This window comes from Streptomyces sp. EDA2-14 (assembly GCF_054963755.1).
Map to the genome: position 1 here is coordinate 50311 of NZ_JBUEGE010000002.1, position 15686 is coordinate 65996.

Below are 15686 nucleotides of genomic sequence, written 5' to 3' on the forward strand. Positions count from 1 at the left end.
TCTGCCCCGGACCCCGCGCCTCAATCGCCGGCGGGGCTTGATAGGTCGCGTACGCTCCGGGCCATGCGCGCACTGCGAATACTGTTGATATGTGTCGTCGTCATCGGGGGGCTCTTCGTGGCGGCCGACCGGCTCGCCGCCCACTTCGCCGAGGGCAAGGCCGCCGACAAGATCCGCACGAGCGAGGGGCTCGGGCAGACCCCCGACGTGTCGATCAACGGCTTCCCGTTCCTGACCCAGGTCGCGGACGGCACCCTGGACGACGTCGAGATCGGCATCCAGGACTTCGAGGCGAAGAGCGACAAGGGTGACGGCGCGGGCATCCGGATCGCCGACCTCAAGGCCCGGATGCACGGCGTGAAGTTCGACAGCAGCTATAGCTCCGCCACCGCCGACTCGGCCACCGGCACCGCCCGCATCGACTACGCCGACCTCCTCAAGGCCGTGAAGAAGCAGGGCAAGGCGCAGGTCGCCCCCGGCGTCACCGCGTGGATCGACGGTCTCGCGTACGGCGGTGACCACAAGGTCAAGGTCACGGTCGCCGTCAAGACGCCGCTCGGCACGGTGCGGCCCACGGTGCGCAGCACCGTCGACATCAGCGGCGGCCAGGTCTCCGCGCACGCCGACAGCCTGCCGGAGATCGCCGCGCTCAAGCTGGCGGACAGCCGGATCCGGGACGTCGTCGACTTCCGGCAGGCGCTCGACGACCTCCCCGCAGGCATCAAGCTCGACCGGGTGCAGGCCGTCGATCAGGGCATGGAGATCACTGTGCGGGGTTCGGACCTCGACCTGGTCGGGTAGGTGCGGATACGGGCCGCGGAGACCGCTGGTCCGAACTGCGAGACAACGGCGTCCGCAGAGTAGAAACGGGAGGAGCCCCGGCGGCGCGGGAAGCGGGCGCCCGGCCCATGGAGCCGCGATCGTTCTCACATTCCGGACGATCGTGTCTCATCATCCGACACGCCGGTGACACGGCCGTGCTTGCGTCCTTACGATCGGACTCATGAAGCGACAGGCGGATCTCACGAAGCGGCGGGCAGTAGACCTGTGCCGCGTCGCCGCCATGCTCTGTCGCGCCGTCTGAGCGGGACGGCTCACCTCCCGCTTCCCCCCGACCCCTTGAGGCACTCGACTCGGGGTCTCCGTGCACCCAGGCACACCCATTTCGCATGCCCGCCGCAACTGCCCCGGAGGAACACAGCATGAGCCGCAGCGACGTCCTGGTAGACGCCGACTGGGTCGAGGCCAACCTCGACAACGACAACGTGGCGATCGTCGAGGTGGACGAAGACACGTCCGCGTACGACAAGAACCACATCAAGAACGCGATCCGCATCGACTGGACCAAGGACCTTCAGGACCCGGTCCGCCGTGACTTCATCGACCAGGCCGGCTTCGAGGAGCTGCTGTCGAAGAAGGGCATCGGCAACGACACGACCGTCGTCCTCTACGGCGGCAACAACAACTGGTTCGCCTCCTACGCGTACTGGTACTTCAAGCTCTACGGCCACCAGGACGTGAAGCTCCTCGACGGCGGCCGCAAGAAGTGGGAGCTCGACTCCCGCGACCTGGTCGACGGCTCGCAGGTCCCGAACCGCCCGGCCACGCAGTACAAGGCCAAGCCGCAGGACACGTCGATCCGCGCCTTCCGCGACGACGTCGTGAACGCGATCGGCAACCAGAACCTCGTCGACGTGCGCTCGCCCGACGAGTTCTCCGGCAAGCTGCTCGCCCCGGCCCACCTGCCGCAGGAGCAGTCGCAGCGTCCGGGCCACGTCCCGTCCGCGCGCAACATCCCGTGGTCGAAGAACGCCAACGACGACGGCACGTTCAAGTCGGACGACGAGCTCAAGGCGCTCTACGCCGACGAGCAGGTCGACCTGGCGAAGGACTCCATCGCCTACTGCCGCATCGGTGAGCGCTCCGCGCTCACCTGGTTCGTCCTGCACGAGCTGCTCGGCCAGGAGAACGTCAAGAACTACGACGGCTCGTGGACCGAGTACGGCTCCCTCGTCGGCGTGCCGATCGAGCTCGGCGCCAACAAGTAACCCCAGCGACCTTTACTTCCTAGGAGAGCGACATGTGCGGAGCGAAGGCCGGCGGCCCCGACGCCTCGACGATCAAGCCCGGTGAGACCACCATCCAGGGCCAGGTGACCCGCGACGGCGAGCCCGTGACCGGCTACGTCCGGCTCCTCGACTCGACCGGCGAGTTCACCGCCGAGGTCCCCACCTCGGCCACGGGCCAGTTCCGCTTCTACGCGGCCGAGGGCACGTGGACCCTGCGCGCCCTGGTCCCCGGCGGCCAGGCCGACCGTACGGTCGTCGCCCAGACCGGCGGGCTCGCGGAGGTCGCGATCGCCGTCTGAGCGGTCGCACACGGCGGCTGAAGGGCCGCACCCCCCTGGGTTGGACGCCACGGGTAAGGGGTGCGGTCCTTCGGCATGCGCGTGGCCGGGCCCCGGCCGCCCCCACGGGCTTACGCTGAAGACATGTACGCACGGCGGAAGCACGTCTACTTCGCCATGATGGGCGTCTGCATCGGCCTGTTCGTCCTGGCCTGGGGCGTCGTGCGGCTCTGGTCCGTGCCGGCCGCCGTCGCCATGTGCGTCGTCGCCATGGTGATCCCGCCCTTCGCCGCCATCGTCGCCAACCGGCGCGGTCCCGAGGACCGCTGGTGGGACGATCCGTCCGGCGACCCGAAGTCCGACGAGTGGTGGGACGAACTGGACGGCAAGAGGCGTCGCCGGTGACACCCGCTGTGACCGACCTCGCCGAGAGAGCTGGTGCCCGGACGACTACAGTGGGGCCCGGCTCTGTTGTCCGCATACGTTCCGCTCACCGAGGAGCACCCCGTGCTTGAGGCCTTCTTCTCCACCCTTCTCGTCCTGGTCTGCGTCGGCGTCGTCGCCTTCGCCGGTCTGACCGTGAAGAAGCTGTACCAGGGCCAGCGCTGACCCCCCACTGAGAGACGTCTGAACCGCTCATGATCCAGATCCCGTCCGACCTGAACCCCAAGCTCGTCCCCCTTGCCTTCCTGCTGGGCACCTGGGAGGGCGCGGGCGTCCACGACTTCCCCGGCTCCGAGAAGTGCAACTTCGGCCAGGAGGTCTCCTTCACCCACGATGGGCGGGACTTCCTCGAGTACCAGTCGCACACCTGGGTGCTCGACGAGAAGGGCGAGAAGGTCCGCGCCCTGGAGTCGGAGTCCGGCTTCTGGCGGATCGACGACGACCGCAAGGTCGAGGTCGTCATGGTCCGTGACGACGGCGTCGTCGAGGTCTGGTACGGCGAGCTCGCCGACCAGAAGCCGCAGATCGACATCGCGACGGACGCGGTGGCCCGCACCGCGGCCTCCGGCCCGTACAGCGGCGGCAAGCGCCTCTACGGCTACGTGAAGAGCGACCTCATGTGGGTCGGCGAGAAGCAGACCCCCGAGGTCCCGCTGCGCCCCTACATGTCGGCCCAGCTCAAGAAGGTCGTCTCGCCCGAAGAGGTCGCCGAGATGGCCCGCAACCTGCCGGACATGCCGGACGACGGCATCGCGTTCTTCAAGTAGGTCGAACCGCTTTCTCCAAGTGGTTCTAGACTCGTTGGTGTGGTGAGCACCGACTGGAAGAGCGATCTGAGGCAGCGCGGCTACCGGCTGACGCCGCAGCGTCAGCTGGTCCTGGAAGCCGTGGACACCCTCGAGCACGCGACCCCCGACGACATCTTGTGCGAAGTGCGCAAGACGGCGTCGGGGGTCAACATTTCGACCGTGTACCGGACCCTGGAGCTCCTGGAGGAGCTCGGTCTCGTCTCGCACGCCCATCTCGGGCACGGCGCGCCCACGTACCACCTCGCCGACCGGCACCACCACATCCACATGGTGTGCCGCGACTGTACGAACGTGATCGAGGCGGACGTGGACGTGGCGGCGGAGTTCACCGCGAAGCTGCGCGAGGAGTTCGGCTTCGACACGGACCTCAAGCACTTCGCCATCTTCGGCCGGTGCGAGAACTGCGCGCGGGACAGGCGGGAGACGCAGGAATAAGCGCGTCCGCCCACTCGTCGTAGTGTGTGTGAACATGCAGCGACATTCAACGAGCAGCCCTCTGCTGACCCTGCCCGGCGCCGTCCCCGGTGAGGGCGTGGACGAAGGTGTCGCCGCGCACTACGGCGACCTGTTCCGCGAGCAGCGCTCCCTCGCCGACGGCGCGGGCGTCGTCGACCTCTCGCACCGCGGAGTGCTCACCGTCACCGGCGACGACCGGCTGAGCTGGCTGCACCTGCTGCTCACGCAGCACGTCGAGCAGCTGCCGCCGGAGCAGGCCACCGAAGCACTGATCCTTTCCGCCAACGGACACATCGAGCACGCCCTGTACCTCGTCGACGACGGCACGACGACCTGGGCGCACGTCGAGCCGGGCACGCAGGAGTCCCTCCTCGCGTACCTGGAGTCCATGAAGTTCTTCTACCGCGTCGAAGTCGCCGACCGGACCGACGAGTTCGCCGTCGTGCACCTGCCGGCCGGATCGATCGCCCCGGTGCCGGACGGCGTTGTCGTGCGCGAGACGCCGCACGGCCGCGATCTCTTCCTGCCGCGCGCCGACCTGGAGTCGTACGCGAGTGAGAACGGCCCTGCGGTCGGCCTGCTCGCCTACGAGGCGCTCCGTGTCGAGCAGCACCGGCCGCGCTTCGGCTTCGAGACGGACCACCGCACGATCCCGCACGAGCTGGGCTGGATCGGCTCGGCCGTGCACCTGCAGAAGGGCTGCTACCGGGGGCAGGAGACCGTCGCCCGCGTGCACAACCTGGGCAAGCCGCCGCGGCGGCTGGTCTTCCTGCACCTGGACGGCAGCGAGGTGCACCTGCCGCCGCACGGCGCCGAGGTGCGGCTCGCGGCCGACGGCCCGGAGGGCCGGAAGATCGGCTTCGTGACGACGTCCGTACGCCACCACGAGCTGGGCCCGATCGCGCTCGCCGTCATCAAGCGGAACGTGCCGACCGACGCGGAGCTCCTGGCGGAGACCACGGCGGCGGCGCAGGAAGTCGTCGTGGAGCCGTAGCAACTCCCGTCTTCCGTACGGGGCTACATCTCCAGCAGCACCGTGAACGGGCCGTCGTTCGTCAGGGACACCCGCATCTGCGCCCCGAACCGGCCCGTCGCCACGGTCGCGCCGAGCGCCCGCAGCTGCGCCACGACCTCGTCGACCAGCGGCTCGGCGACCGGTCCTGGCGCGGCGGCGTTCCAGGTGGGGCGGCGGCCCTTGCGGGCGTCCCCGTAGAGCGTGAACTGGCTGATCACGAGGAGTGGCGCGTCGATGTCGCTGCACGACTTCTCGTCCGCCAGCATCCGCACCGACCAGAGCTTGCGGGCCAGTTGGGCCGCCTTCTCCTCGGTGTCCTCGTGCGTGACGCCGACGAGGACGCACAGGCCCTCGCCCTTGATCTCGCCGACGACCTCGTCCTCCACGACGACGCTCGCGCCGTCCACCCTCTGCACCACTGCTCGCATATGACCATCATGCCGTGCGCCGATTTCGTGCCCCGTAAGGGGTTTGAGCATGTTCGCCAACCCCCCATCCGGGGCGGATCTGGGGCACTCGGGCCCTAAGCGGCCACTGGGAGTGGCACCATGCTGACACGCGGTGCGTCGGTGGCGTGCGGCGCGGTCCGGTCGAGGGGACGGTAAGCAGACCATGGATACCCATGCCATGAGCCACACAACGAGTACGGGGCTGCCCGGGCAGCCCGTATCGCTGACGCACACGGAACGGATGGCGCCGCTGGCCCGCCCGCCCGCCCAGCGCACCGAAAGCCCGGAGCTGCCCGCCGTGCCCGCTCAGGACCTGACGACGCTGCGCCTGCCGGAGCTGCGCACGCTGCGCCGCGAGGCCCAGCAGAACGAGGCGGACCTGAGCTACGTACGCCGCCTGCTCCAGGGCCGGATCGACATCCTGCGGGCCGAGCTGGACCGGCGCAAGGACCCCGAGGCACCGGTCGTGGACCGGCTCTCGGAGATCCTGCGGGACCAGCCGGCGAGCCAGCGCTCCTCCGCCCGGCACGTCACGCTCGGCACCCCGCACAGCGAGGAGTCCCGGCGCCTGGCCCAGGAGATGCTGTCCGAGGTCGAGCTCTCCGACCTGGCGGCCCGCACGGACGACGAGCTGCACACGGCGATGGGCCGCCTGGTCCGCTACGAGCAGCAGGTCTCGCGCCGCCGCCACCAGTTGCAGCGCACGGCGGACGACTGCAGCGCGGAGATCGCCCGCCGCTACCGCGCCGGCGAGGCCCAGGTGGACGACCTCCTGGGCGGCACGTAAGGGGGGCGACTCAAGCCCCTCCGGCGATTGAGGAGCGGGGGTCAGTGGGCGGGTGGCCGCGGTACATCGAGCCCCGCCGGCGATTGAGGCGCGGGGTCCGGGGCGGAGCCCCGCGGCATGGGAAGAACCCGGGCGACACGGACATCCGCCCCCGCATAGCGTGGACGCATGAGTAGCCGCCCCGCCCACACCGATGACCGCGAAGCGATATCCGTACGGGCCGTGACCGAGGACGAGGTCGCCGACTGGACCCGCACCCTCAACACCGGTTTCCTGCGCCCCCCGACCCCCTCACCGCAGACGGTCGCCAAGCGCCGCGCCCACTACGACCTCGCCCGCACCCGCGCCGCCTTCGCCCCGGCCGGCGGCGGCGGGACCCGGCAGGTCGCCACGTTCCGCTCGTTCGCGCAGGAGATCACCGTGCCGGGCGGCGCCACCGTCCCCACGGACGCGGTCACCAACGTCACCGTCAGCCCCACGCACCGCCGCCGCGGGCTGCTCGGCCGCATGATGGCCACCGACCTCGCCGAGGCGAAGGAGCGCGGCGACGTCGCGGCGACGCTGATCGCGGCCGAGTACCCGATCTACGGCCGGTTCGGTTTCGGCGTCGCGACCACCGCCACGACGTGGGAGATCGACGTGGCGCGGGCCGGTCTCGACGCGCGCTGGTCGGGTCCGGGCGACGGCGGCCGGGTGGACCTGGCCGACGCCGAGGAGATCCGCAAGGTGGGCCCTGAGCTGCACGGGCGGCTGCGCGAGCGGGTCGCCGGGATCGTCTCGCGCGGCGACCACTGGTGGCAGGAGGAGACCGGCCTGTGGGCCACCCCCGAGGATCCGTGGGCCGAACCGTTCTACGCGGTGTACCGCAATGCGCGCGGCGAGGTGGAGGGCTACGTCGCCTACCGCACGGAGAACCGGTTCAACGACAACGTGCAGCCGACGTGCACGGCGAAGGTGCAGGACCTGCTCGGCCTCACGCCGGCCGCCGAGCGCGCCCTGTGGCACTTCGTCTGCTCGGTCGACTGGGTCACCACCGTGGAGAGCGGCTCCCGCGCCCCCGACGACCTGCTGCCCGACCTCTTCCCGGACTCCCGCGCGGCCCGCGTCCTGCGGCAGGCCGATTCGATGTGGGTGCGGATCCTGGACGTCGTACGGGCCATGGAGGCGCGCGGTTACGAGACGAGCGGCGAGGTCGCCTTCGAGGTGGTCGACCCCGCGGGGCTCGCGGGCGGGCGGTTCACGTTGACGGCGACGCCCGGCGGGGCGGCCTGCACGCCGGGCGCCGCCTCCCCGCAACTCACGCTTGACGTGCGCGAGTTGGGGGCGCTGTGGCTGGGTGACGAGTCGGCGGTGCGGCTCGCCGCCCTGGGGCGGCTCGTGGAGCACGAGGCGGGCGCCGCCGCCGGCTTCGGCGCCCTGCTGCGGACGTCGCGGCGGCCCTGGTGCCCCGACGTGTTCTGACGTTTTCTGACCGACCGGGCTCCCGGCTCCCCTCCGGAAGGGAGCCCGGTCAGCCGCTCTGGGCCAGCAGCATGACGAGGGCGACGGCCCCGATGCCGCTGATCACGGTGTTCTTGGCCTTGAGGCCGACGGAGAGAACGATGAAGGCGATGATGCCCATCGGCCCGTACTTCCACTGGATGAGCTGCTCGAACCCGATGGCGAGTGCGGCGACGACGATGGCGAAGAGCGGCATGGTCTTACCTCCTTCAGGACCGTGAGGTCCTCGTGGTGACCAACTTCAGGTCCCCCGACCATGTCCGGGAAGTTGGTCACCAACTCATAGGTACTTATCTCCCTTGAAGGGCGTCTCATAACCACCTTCACGTCAACTCCCCAAAGATGGCGGGAAGTTGTAGTGTTTGGTTGTGAGTGGGGAGCAGGCCGCCGTCAACGGACGGACCGGGCCGCCGCGGGAGCGCATCTCGTACCGCGAAGTGGCCGATGAGCTGCGCGTCCGGATCACATCAGGACGCCTGAGTCCCGGCCAACGGATGCCGACACAGGCACAGTTGGCGGGCGAATTCGGTGTGGAGCGCTCCGCCGTGCGTCAGGCGCTGCGCATTCTGCAGTCCGAGCATCTGTTGGAGGACGCCTCGAAGGGCAGTCCGGCCAGGGTCGCGGCGAACACCCGGCCCGCGCTGCTCGGCCCCGAGGCGCCGCCGCAGCCGACCATGGTGGCGCTCGCCCCGCGGATCGCGGAGGCCTTCGAGCAGGGGCAGGTGGAGATCGACGCCCTGTGCCTGACGGCGGTCTCGCTGACGCTCGCGATGGGCGAGCCGCTGCGCCTCATCCACGAGGGCCGTCTGAAACCGGCCAAAGTGCGGGTTCGGGTCATGCTCCCCAGCCGGGACATCGATCTCGCGTTCCCCACGCCCGCGCCGGCCGCCGAACCCGAGTCGCGGGTGGAGGCGGCGATGGGCGGCAGGCTGCGGCGCGACTGGCTGGCGCAGCGCAACGCGCAGGGCCAGGTGCTGCGGCACAATCTGCAGGCCCTGCGCACGACGCACGGCATGGACGTCACGGTGGAGTTCCGCGCCCTGCCGTTCACGCCCCCGGTCAAGCTCTACCTGCTCAACGGCGTGGAGGCGCTGTTCGCCTACTACACGCTGACCCGCCGCGGCGAGCAGATCGACGAGGAGCGGGTCGACGTGTTCGACGCGCAGGGCGTGCGGCAGATGCTCTTCGCGTTCGCGCACGGGGCGGGGCTGCGCGACACCACCTTCGTGGAGCAGTCCCACCTGTGGTTCAACGGACTGTGGAACACGATCAGTCAGGACCTGACGCTGAGTTCGTGACCCCGGATCCGGCCAACGGGGCTTGTCAGTGCAGGGCGGGCCCGGCGACCGTGAGCGCGAGCAGTACGCCGCCCAGCGAACTGCACGTGGCGTTCCTGGCTCTCGCCCCGATGGCGAGGAGGAGCAGGCCCGCGAGCCCCGCAGGTCCGTAGTGCCACTGGACGAGCTGCTCGAAGGTGATCACGACCACCGCGGAGAGGAGGCTCAGGACGGGCATGGTGGTTCCTCCTGCTTCGGAGTGACGTCGCCTGTGGGCCTTACTTGGTCTCCTTCGCTGCCACCATTGGCCACCTTCTCGGAAGTTGGCGACCAACTGTATTGGAGTTGTCCCCACTTGGTCGTGGTATATAAACAGCAGGGCTACAACTAGCGCCAAATCTTGGCGAGTTGTGTCGTTTGGTTGGAATCAGGGGAGCAGGGCGTGGCGGACATGGCAGACGCGACACTGAACGGCAGGAGAAGGCTCACGGCCCAGGAGATCGCCGACCAGCTCCGCGAGCGCATCAGGGAGGGCGCGCTGCGGCCGGGCGACCAACTTCCCACCCAGGCCACGCTCGCCGGGGAGTTCGGGGTCGAGCGCGGCACGGTCCGTCAGGCGCTCCAGATCCTGGAGTCGGACGGACTGCTGAGCAAGCGCAGCAAGGGCAGCCCGCCGCGCATCGCCCCGGCGACCGCCGCGCGCGACGAGCCGCAGCCCTCCATGGTCGCCCTCGCCCCCCGCCTGGTGGAGGCGTTCCACGCGCCGCGCGTACGGATCGACGCGGTCTGCATGACCTCCGAGACCCTGATGCTGGCCCTCGGCGAGCCGCTGCGCCTCATCCACGAGGGCCGGATCACCCCGCACTCCCTCGACGTACGCATCCTGCTGCCCAGCCGCGACATCGACCTCGCCTTCCCGGTGCCGGTCCCGGACGACAGCGACGGCACCGACCGCGCCGACGAGGTCGCGGTGCACTCCCGCTGGCTCGCCATGCGCAACGCGCAGGGGCAGGTGCTGCGCCACAACCTGCGCTCGCTGCGCTCCTCGCACGGCATCGACGTCCGGGTGACCTTCCGGGCCCTCCCGTTCACCCCGCCGGTCAAGCTGTATCTGCTGAACCAGTCCGAGGCGCTGCTCTCGTACTACATGGTCACGCGGCGCGAGGAGGAGATCGACAACGACACCAGGGTGGAGATGTTCTCGGCCACCGGCACGCAGGCCCTGCTCTTCTCCTTCGAGGAGCGGGCGGGCCACCGGGACCGGACGTTCGTGGAGGAGTCGCAGAAGTGGTTCGACGCCCTCTGGGAAACCATCACCTCCGACCTGACACTCTCCTAGTGACTTCAGAGATGACGAAGCAGACTGTTCCGGTGGCAGACGAGACCGAATCAAGCCGGGAAACGATCGAACCGGGCGACGCGCGCGAGTCGGGCACCCTCGAAGAGCTGATCAGGGGAGTACGCCATGTGCTCTTCGACTTCGACGGGCCGATCTGCCGGCTGTTCGCGGGCCTCTCGGCGGCGGGGATCGCGCGCGAGCAGGTGGAGTGGCTGGACGCGCAGGGCCTCGGCGACGTGCTGACGGCCGAGGAGCGTCTTGACGACGACCCGCACACCACGCTGCGCAGACTGGGCCGGGAACGGCCGGACAGCGATCTGGTCGTGGAGATGGAGGAACGACTCACCGCGCAGGAGCTGCGCGCCGTGAGCACCGCCTGGCCCACGCAGTACGCGGACCCGCTGATCCGCACCTGGGCGGCGTCCGACGCCCGACTCGCCATCACCACCAACAACTCGGCCGAAGCCGCCCGCCGCTACATCGCGAGCCGCGGCCTGTCCGACTGCTTCGAACCGCACATCTACGGCCGCACCCAGAACCTGGCCCTCCTCAAGCCGGACCCGTACTGCCTCAACCGCGCCATGTCGGCGATGGGGGCGGCGGCGGGGACGACGCTGATGATCGGCGACACCCCGACGGACCTGGCCGCGGCGCGCGAGGCCGGCGTCGCGTTCCTCGGCTACGCGCGTCATGAGGCCAAGCGGGCCGTGCTGCGGGAGGCCGGGGCGCGGCAGGTGATCGACTCCCTGGAGCCGGTGATCCGCATTCTGCGGGGCCTCGGCTGACCTGCGCGTTCCCCGAACCTGGCGCACAACGGGTGGAGTTGGCTGCCAACTGCCGTAGAGTTGTACGGACTTGGCAGGGGGGCAAGAGGAGATCGTCGTGGCGAACGAAAGCACCGGCAGCGCCCCCAGACCCACTCCCGAAGCCATCGCCGACACCCTGCGCCGGCGCATCCTCGACGGAGAACTTCCGCCGGGCGCCCGGCTGCCGACCCAGGCCGCGCTCGCCCGCGAGTTCGGCGTGGAGCGGGGAACGGTCCGCAACGCGCTGCAACTGCTCCGGGCGGACGGACTGTTGAAGAACCTGGGCAAGGGAAGCCCGCCCACGGTGTCCAACCCGGAGGAGCAGGATCCGCCGGGCGCACAGACGGCGATGAGCATCCTGGGCCCCCGCCTTGTGGAGGCGTTCAAGGAGCCGAAGGTTCGGATCGACGTGGCCAGCCTGACCGGCGAGACGCTGATGACGGCGCTGGGCGAACCGCTGCACAAGGTGTACGCGGGGAAGCTGCGGCCGAAGTCCGTGCGGGTGCGCCTGGTGGTGCCGAAGCTGGACGGAAACGTCGACTACCCCGCTCCCTCGGACGGTTGGGGACACGACGAGAAGCTCGACGCGGCGGTCAAGCAGCGCAGGCGAATCCAGTGGGAAGCGCAGCGCACGGTGCTCGAAAGCCACTTCAAGCGCCTGCGTGACCACGGCGTCGAAGCGAACTTCGAGGTCCGCTTCGTCTCCGGCGTCCCGACGCGGAAGGTCTACCTCCTGAACCGGGAGGAGGTGCTGGTCGGGCACTACGTTCCGGTGCGGATCCAGCGGGAGATCGACGACTACGAAGGCGCGGCCACGGTGGAACTCGTGGACGTGGAGGGCTACGAGACCGGAATGTTCCGCTTCGTCCGCTCCAGGAGCCGGGATCAGGCCGACTTCGTCGACGGGGAACAGGCAATGTTCGACGGGCTGTGGAAACACGCTGCGTCACGCTCCGGGAGCTGAGCAGTCCGTCCCGCACTCGACACAGAGTCGATCGCGTTCGATCCCGTTACCCCTGCGCGTGTCTTTTTACACCTCTGAACCACCCACTCCGCCCACTCCAGGTCGTCAGTGCCGCGCGCGGCCACTACTGTGTGGGCCTGTTACGGCCCGTTGCATGAATATTCAGGAGCGGCCTGTGGGCGCTGCGGATGCCTGGCGCCGAGTCACGGAGCGTGCGGAGCGCGACGGCGACACGATGGGCGGTCAGCACAACGTCAACCACGTGGTGCGACTGACCGCCGAGGAGGCGCACGCTCTCGACCTCCCGGACGGTGAGCCGGTGGTGGTCCGGCGACGCCGACCGGACGTGCGCCCCGTGGTGATCAGGACCTGGGACGAGGAGTCGGAGATCCTGGCGGCGTTACGGGGGCGGGTCCGGCTCGCACCGCGGTGCCTGGCCCGGTTCGACGACGTGGCCGTCCACAGCTACGTGGGCGGCACACACCTTCCACGTCCGAGCCGCGGCGACGGGGCGGCGAGCGCCACGTCCGCGGCCGACCAGCCGGTCGACGCGTGGCTGATCGACGCCTTCGCCACGTCGCTCGCGAACCTGGCACGCGTGCCCGGCCGGTGCCTGCCGCCCCGCCCGGAGTCCTGGCCGAGGGACGGGGACGGCCGGGGCTTCCTGCGGACGCTCCTGAACCGGGCGGAGACGCAGATCCGTGAGGCCAACTGGCCTGTGTTCGGCGGACTCTTCACCGCGCTGGGAGTGCCGGAGAACGCCCTGCGCCTGTACCAGCGCCGGGTGCCCGCGTTGACGTCCCGGCCCTTCCAGCTCCTCCACGGCGATCTCCACCGGGGGAACGTGCTGGTCACACCCGACGGTGAGCCGCCGCTGGCCCTCGTCGACTGGGAACTCGCCTCCTACGGCGACCCGTTGCACGACCTGGCCGTGCACCTCGTGCGCATGAACTACCCCCTCGATCAGCGGAACGAAGTGATCGAGCGGTGGCACAAGGCGATGTGGGGGGTGCGGTTCGAGGCGGTCGCGGGACTCGACGCCGACCTGCCGCACTACATCGACTTCGAGCACGCGCAGTCCGTGTACCCGGACGTGATCCGGGCGGCCGACTCCCTCGACGAGGACTTCGACCAGAGCGACCTGGCAGCGGCCGCCGCCGAGATCCACCGCGCCCTCAAGGCGGCTTCGCGCCCGCTGGAGCTGCGCAACGTGCTGACGCCTGCCGCGATCGAACCGCTGCTCCACCGGTGGCGGACGGCCAGGAGCAGGCACCGGAGCGGCGGGGTCTTCTCGGTGCCCGTCCGATGGGAGCGGGACGAGCGGCTCGACCTGCCCGCGGACTTCGGTGCCGAGCGGGTCGAGGAGGCGCTGCGGGCCGAGGGCGTGGCACCGGCGCGGCACGTCTTCAAAGGGACCGCGCACCTCGGTACGTTCGTCGAGGTCCAGGGCTTCGGGCGGGTCATGGTCCGGCGCAAGGTGGGCACGGCCAACCCCATCGAGCCCAGGCTCCTCGCCGAGCACGCGGTGCTGCGGGCGATCGAGGAGTCGGGGGCCCGGGTCAGCGTGCCCCGGGTGCTCGCGCTGGGCACGAGCGACCCGGGCGACCCCTTCACCATCCAGTCGTACGCGGGCCACCACCGCGACCGCGGCGGACCGCAGCATCCGGAGCACGGGCTGCTGGCGGGTGAGGTGACCGATCTGGTCGACCAGTTGTGCCGGCTCGCCGAGACCCGGATCAAGGTGCGGCCGCAGCCCATGGGCGGGCTCGACTTCTATCCGTGGCTCTGCCGCCAGCTCGCGGTACTCGTAAGGGAGTTGTCGCCCTCGGCCAGGAACATGGCGGCCCTGCTCGGCCTGCCGGACGAGGTCGAGCTGGAGGAGCGGCTGCTCCGCCATGAGGTGCACCGGCGTGCGCACGGGCTGCTGCACGGCGATCTGAACCCCTGGAATCTGGTGCGGCGCGAGGGCAGGACCGGCCTCACCCTCATCGACTGGGAGATGGCCGTGGTCGGCGATCCCCTCTACGACCTCGTACGGCACATCCACCTCACGCCGACCACCAGGGAGGTCCGGGACCGGATGTACGCCCGCTGGTCGCTGGGGCTGTCGGCGGAGTTCACCGAGGGCTGGGAGGTCGACGTCCCCGTGTACCGGGGCCTCGAACTGGTCCGTTCCGCCTATGTCGATCTGGAGCGCGTGGTCACCGGATCCGGCCTGGACGCTCCGAATGTGCGGCGGGCCGTCGGCTCGTACACGACGACGCTCCGCAAGGCACTCGCCTGGCTGTCCATGCCCTCCGACACGTCGCGGGCGGCCCGCGTGCCGGCCCGTACGCTCGGGGCATGAGCAGCTCCGCCCCCGCACCAGGCCTGCGTGAACTGAAGAAGCGGCGTACCCGGCAGAACCTCTCCGACACCGCCGTGCGCCTCTTCATGGAGAAGGGGTACGACAACGTGTCCGTGGCCGAGGTGGCGGCCGCGGCCGAGGTGTCGAAGCCGACCCTGTTCCGGTACTTCGCCGCGAAGGAGGACCTCGTGCTGCACCGCTTCGCGGACCACGAGGACGAGGCGGCGCGGGTCGTCGCCGGGCGCGCTGCGGGGGAGGCACCGCTCGGGGCGCTGCGGCGGCACTTCCTGGAGGGGTTGCGCCGCCGTGACCCGGTGACCGGCCTGTGCGACCACCCGTCGGTGCTCGCGTACCAACAACTGCTGTACGGGACGCCCCAGCTGGTGGCACGCCTGTACGGATACCGGGCGCGCTCGGAGCGGGCCCTCGCCGAGGCGCTCGGCGGCTCCGCGGTGCAGGCGCGGATCGCGGCCGGGCAGATCGTCGCGGTGCAGCGCATCCTCGCGGAGGAGACCGGCCGCCGGATCGCGGCGGGCGAATCGGCCGACGAACTCGAACCCGAGGCCGTACGCACGGCAGAGCTGGGCTTCCGGCAACTGGGGGAGGGGATCGGACAGTGGTACGGGTGACGTGTCCCGACAGAGCCCGGTTCCGCGGGTGCCGGGTGTAGCGTGGAACACTATTGCAAGCAGCTGCTTGCAATAGTTAGCGCGGATGGTGCACCATCTACGCATGGCATCGCTCAACGTCGGAAGTCTCGGCGAATATCTGCGCGAGCAGCGTCGCAACGCGCAGTTGTCGCTCCGTCAGCTCGCCGACGCCGCCGGAGTCTCCAACCCGTACCTGAGTCAGATCGAGCGCGGGCTCCGCAAGCCGAGCGCGGAGGTGCTGCAGCAGGTCGCCAAGGCGCTGCGGATCTCCGCGGAGACGTTGTACGTGCACGCCGGCATTCTCGACGCCGAGCGGGAGCGGGGAGAGGTGGAGACGCGCGCCGTCATCCTCGCCGACCCCTCGCTCAACGAGCGTCAGAAGCAGGTGCTGTTGCAGATCTACGACGCGTTCCGGCATGAGAACGGCGACGCGGACGGCGGCAGTGACGACGAGCGCGACAGTGGCGATGCCGAGCCCTCAAGCAGCAGTTGATGT

Annotated in this window: 20 protein-coding genes; 17 read left to right on the forward strand and 3 right to left on the reverse strand. The window is 70.0% G+C overall.

Annotated features, from left to right (window positions below; genetic code table 11):
* Nucleotides 1-63 precede the first annotated feature (63 nt).
* From ACY34M_RS06460 to ygfZ, 8 genes are all read left to right on the forward strand, one after another.
* The gene (locus ACY34M_RS06460) at nucleotides 64-801 is read left to right on the forward strand and encodes an LmeA family phospholipid-binding protein (protein ID WP_462716549.1); all 738 of its coding nucleotides are present in this window, start codon (nucleotides 64-66) and stop codon (nucleotides 799-801) included.
* Between the two features lie 202 nt (nucleotides 802-1003).
* Complete coding sequence (locus ACY34M_RS06465; RefSeq protein ID WP_350962106.1) at nucleotides 1004-1084, forward strand: putative leader peptide; 81 nt, start codon at nucleotides 1004-1006, stop codon at nucleotides 1082-1084.
* A gap of 118 nt (nucleotides 1085-1202) precedes the next feature.
* A complete protein-coding gene (locus ACY34M_RS06470) occupies nucleotides 1203-2048 on the forward strand; it encodes a sulfurtransferase (protein WP_425831240.1) in 846 nt (281 codons plus the stop codon).
* 32 nt (nucleotides 2049-2080) lie between these two features.
* Complete coding sequence (locus ACY34M_RS06475; protein ID WP_306321487.1) at nucleotides 2081-2368, forward strand: DUF1416 domain-containing protein; 288 nt, start codon at nucleotides 2081-2083, stop codon at nucleotides 2366-2368.
* A gap of 75 nt (nucleotides 2369-2443) precedes the next feature.
* Nucleotides 2444-2752, forward strand: coding sequence for a DUF3099 domain-containing protein (locus tag ACY34M_RS06480; protein WP_462716548.1), 309 nt, complete (start codon nucleotides 2444-2446; stop codon nucleotides 2750-2752).
* A gap of 233 nt (nucleotides 2753-2985) precedes the next feature.
* Nucleotides 2986-3558: a heme-binding beta-barrel domain-containing protein gene (locus ACY34M_RS06485; protein ID WP_462716547.1), complete on the forward strand. Its 573-nt coding sequence runs from the start codon at nucleotides 2986-2988 to the stop codon at nucleotides 3556-3558.
* 39 nt (nucleotides 3559-3597) lie between these two features.
* The gene (locus ACY34M_RS06490; protein ID WP_462716546.1) at nucleotides 3598-4035 is read left to right on the forward strand and encodes a Fur family transcriptional regulator; all 438 of its coding nucleotides are present in this window, start codon (nucleotides 3598-3600) and stop codon (nucleotides 4033-4035) included.
* A gap of 34 nt (nucleotides 4036-4069) precedes the next feature.
* Nucleotides 4070-5050 carry a CAF17-like 4Fe-4S cluster assembly/insertion protein YgfZ gene (ygfZ, locus tag ACY34M_RS06495; RefSeq protein WP_462716545.1) on the forward strand — a complete coding sequence of 327 codons (981 nt, stop codon included), beginning with the start codon at nucleotides 4070-4072 and terminating at the stop codon, nucleotides 5048-5050.
* A 23-nt stretch (nucleotides 5051-5073) separates the two neighbouring features.
* Here the strand turns inward: ygfZ and dtd are convergent, their stop codons facing one another.
* Nucleotides 5074-5499: a D-aminoacyl-tRNA deacylase gene (gene dtd, locus ACY34M_RS06500; RefSeq protein WP_462716544.1), complete on the reverse strand. Its 426-nt coding sequence runs from the start codon at nucleotides 5497-5499 to the stop codon at nucleotides 5074-5076.
* A 262-nt stretch (nucleotides 5500-5761) separates the two neighbouring features.
* On the opposite strand from dtd, the gene ACY34M_RS06505 reads away from it, so the two are divergent.
* Together ACY34M_RS06505 and ACY34M_RS06510 are read left to right on the forward strand one after the other, a co-directional pair.
* Entirely contained in the window at nucleotides 5762-6307 is a 546-nt protein-coding gene (locus ACY34M_RS06505; protein ID WP_462716628.1) for an RsiG family protein, read from the forward strand.
* 168 nt (nucleotides 6308-6475) lie between these two features.
* On the forward strand, nucleotides 6476-7768 hold the full coding sequence (locus ACY34M_RS06510) for a GNAT family N-acetyltransferase (protein ID WP_462716543.1): 1293 nt from the start codon (nucleotides 6476-6478) through the stop codon (nucleotides 7766-7768).
* Between the two features lie 49 nt (nucleotides 7769-7817).
* On the opposite strand, the gene ACY34M_RS06515 is transcribed toward ACY34M_RS06510, so the two are convergent.
* Nucleotides 7818-8003, reverse strand: a complete 186-nt coding sequence (locus ACY34M_RS06515; RefSeq protein WP_462716542.1) for a hypothetical protein — start codon at nucleotides 8001-8003, stop codon at nucleotides 7818-7820.
* Nucleotides 8004-8169: 166 nt separating this feature from the next.
* Between ACY34M_RS06515 and ACY34M_RS06520 the strand changes: the two genes are divergently transcribed.
* A complete protein-coding gene (locus tag ACY34M_RS06520) occupies nucleotides 8170-9105 on the forward strand; it encodes a winged helix-turn-helix domain-containing protein (RefSeq protein ID WP_462716541.1) in 936 nt (311 codons plus the stop codon).
* A gap of 25 nt (nucleotides 9106-9130) precedes the next feature.
* Here the strand turns inward: ACY34M_RS06520 and ACY34M_RS06525 are convergent, their stop codons facing one another.
* Entirely contained in the window at nucleotides 9131-9322 is a 192-nt protein-coding gene (locus ACY34M_RS06525; protein ID WP_462716540.1) for a hypothetical protein, read from the reverse strand.
* A gap of 213 nt (nucleotides 9323-9535) precedes the next feature.
* Between ACY34M_RS06525 and ACY34M_RS06530 the strand changes: the two genes are divergently transcribed.
* The 6 genes from ACY34M_RS06530 (at nucleotide 9536) to ACY34M_RS06555 (ending at nucleotide 15683) form a co-directional block, all read left to right on the forward strand.
* The gene (locus ACY34M_RS06530; RefSeq protein WP_462716627.1) at nucleotides 9536-10423 is read left to right on the forward strand and encodes a winged helix-turn-helix domain-containing protein; all 888 of its coding nucleotides are present in this window, start codon (nucleotides 9536-9538) and stop codon (nucleotides 10421-10423) included.
* On the forward strand, nucleotides 10372-11208 hold the full coding sequence (locus ACY34M_RS06535) for an HAD family hydrolase (protein ID WP_462716539.1): 837 nt from the start codon (nucleotides 10372-10374) through the stop codon (nucleotides 11206-11208). The genes ACY34M_RS06530 and ACY34M_RS06535 overlap by 52 nt, the downstream gene beginning before the upstream one ends.
* A 97-nt stretch (nucleotides 11209-11305) precedes the next feature.
* Complete coding sequence (locus tag ACY34M_RS06540; RefSeq protein ID WP_462716538.1) at nucleotides 11306-12193, forward strand: winged helix-turn-helix domain-containing protein; 888 nt, start codon at nucleotides 11306-11308, stop codon at nucleotides 12191-12193.
* 175 nt (nucleotides 12194-12368) lie between these two features.
* On the forward strand, nucleotides 12369-14540 hold the full coding sequence (locus tag ACY34M_RS06545; RefSeq protein WP_462716537.1) for a phosphotransferase: 2172 nt from the start codon (nucleotides 12369-12371) through the stop codon (nucleotides 14538-14540).
* Nucleotides 14537-15169 carry a TetR/AcrR family transcriptional regulator gene (locus ACY34M_RS06550; protein WP_462716536.1) on the forward strand — a complete coding sequence of 211 codons (633 nt, stop codon included), beginning with the start codon at nucleotides 14537-14539 and terminating at the stop codon, nucleotides 15167-15169. Before ACY34M_RS06545 ends, ACY34M_RS06550 begins: the two co-directional genes overlap by 4 nt.
* A gap of 103 nt (nucleotides 15170-15272) precedes the next feature.
* Nucleotides 15273-15683, forward strand: a complete 411-nt coding sequence (locus ACY34M_RS06555) for a helix-turn-helix domain-containing protein (RefSeq protein WP_462716535.1) — start codon at nucleotides 15273-15275, stop codon at nucleotides 15681-15683.
* Nucleotides 15684-15686: the final 3 nt, after the last annotated feature.

What these genes read in the sequence shown, in the direction of transcription:
- ACY34M_RS06460 (WP_462716549.1), top strand. Translation starts at nt 64, where the DNA reads ATGCGCGCACTGCGAATACTGTTGATATGTGTCGTCGTCATCGGGGGG.
- ACY34M_RS06465 (WP_350962106.1), top strand. Translation starts at nt 1,004, where the DNA reads ATGAAGCGACAGGCGGATCTCACGAAGCGGCGGGCAGTAGACCTGTGC.
- ACY34M_RS06470 (WP_425831240.1), top strand. Translation starts at nt 1,203, where the DNA reads ATGAGCCGCAGCGACGTCCTGGTAGACGCCGACTGGGTCGAGGCCAAC.
- ACY34M_RS06475 (WP_306321487.1), top strand. Translation starts at nt 2,081, where the DNA reads ATGTGCGGAGCGAAGGCCGGCGGCCCCGACGCCTCGACGATCAAGCCC.
- ACY34M_RS06480 (WP_462716548.1), top strand. Translation starts at nt 2,444, where the DNA reads ATGCGCGTGGCCGGGCCCCGGCCGCCCCCACGGGCTTACGCTGAAGAC.
- ACY34M_RS06485 (WP_462716547.1), top strand. Translation starts at nt 2,986, where the DNA reads ATGATCCAGATCCCGTCCGACCTGAACCCCAAGCTCGTCCCCCTTGCC.
- ygfZ (WP_462716545.1), top strand. Translation starts at nt 4,070, where the DNA reads ATGCAGCGACATTCAACGAGCAGCCCTCTGCTGACCCTGCCCGGCGCC.
- dtd (WP_462716544.1), bottom strand. Translation starts at nt 5,499, where the DNA reads ATGCGAGCAGTGGTGCAGAGGGTGGACGGCGCGAGCGTCGTCGTGGAG.
- ACY34M_RS06505 (WP_462716628.1), top strand. Translation starts at nt 5,762, where the DNA reads ATGGCGCCGCTGGCCCGCCCGCCCGCCCAGCGCACCGAAAGCCCGGAG.
- ACY34M_RS06510 (WP_462716543.1), top strand. Translation starts at nt 6,476, where the DNA reads ATGAGTAGCCGCCCCGCCCACACCGATGACCGCGAAGCGATATCCGTA.
- ACY34M_RS06515 (WP_462716542.1), bottom strand. Translation starts at nt 8,003, where the DNA reads ATGCCGCTCTTCGCCATCGTCGTCGCCGCACTCGCCATCGGGTTCGAG.
- ACY34M_RS06525 (WP_462716540.1), bottom strand. Translation starts at nt 9,322, where the DNA reads ATGCCCGTCCTGAGCCTCCTCTCCGCGGTGGTCGTGATCACCTTCGAG.
- ACY34M_RS06530 (WP_462716627.1), top strand. Translation starts at nt 9,536, where the DNA reads ATGGCAGACGCGACACTGAACGGCAGGAGAAGGCTCACGGCCCAGGAG.
- ACY34M_RS06550 (WP_462716536.1), top strand. Translation starts at nt 14,537, where the DNA reads ATGAGCAGCTCCGCCCCCGCACCAGGCCTGCGTGAACTGAAGAAGCGG.
- ACY34M_RS06555 (WP_462716535.1), top strand. Translation starts at nt 15,273, where the DNA reads ATGGCATCGCTCAACGTCGGAAGTCTCGGCGAATATCTGCGCGAGCAG.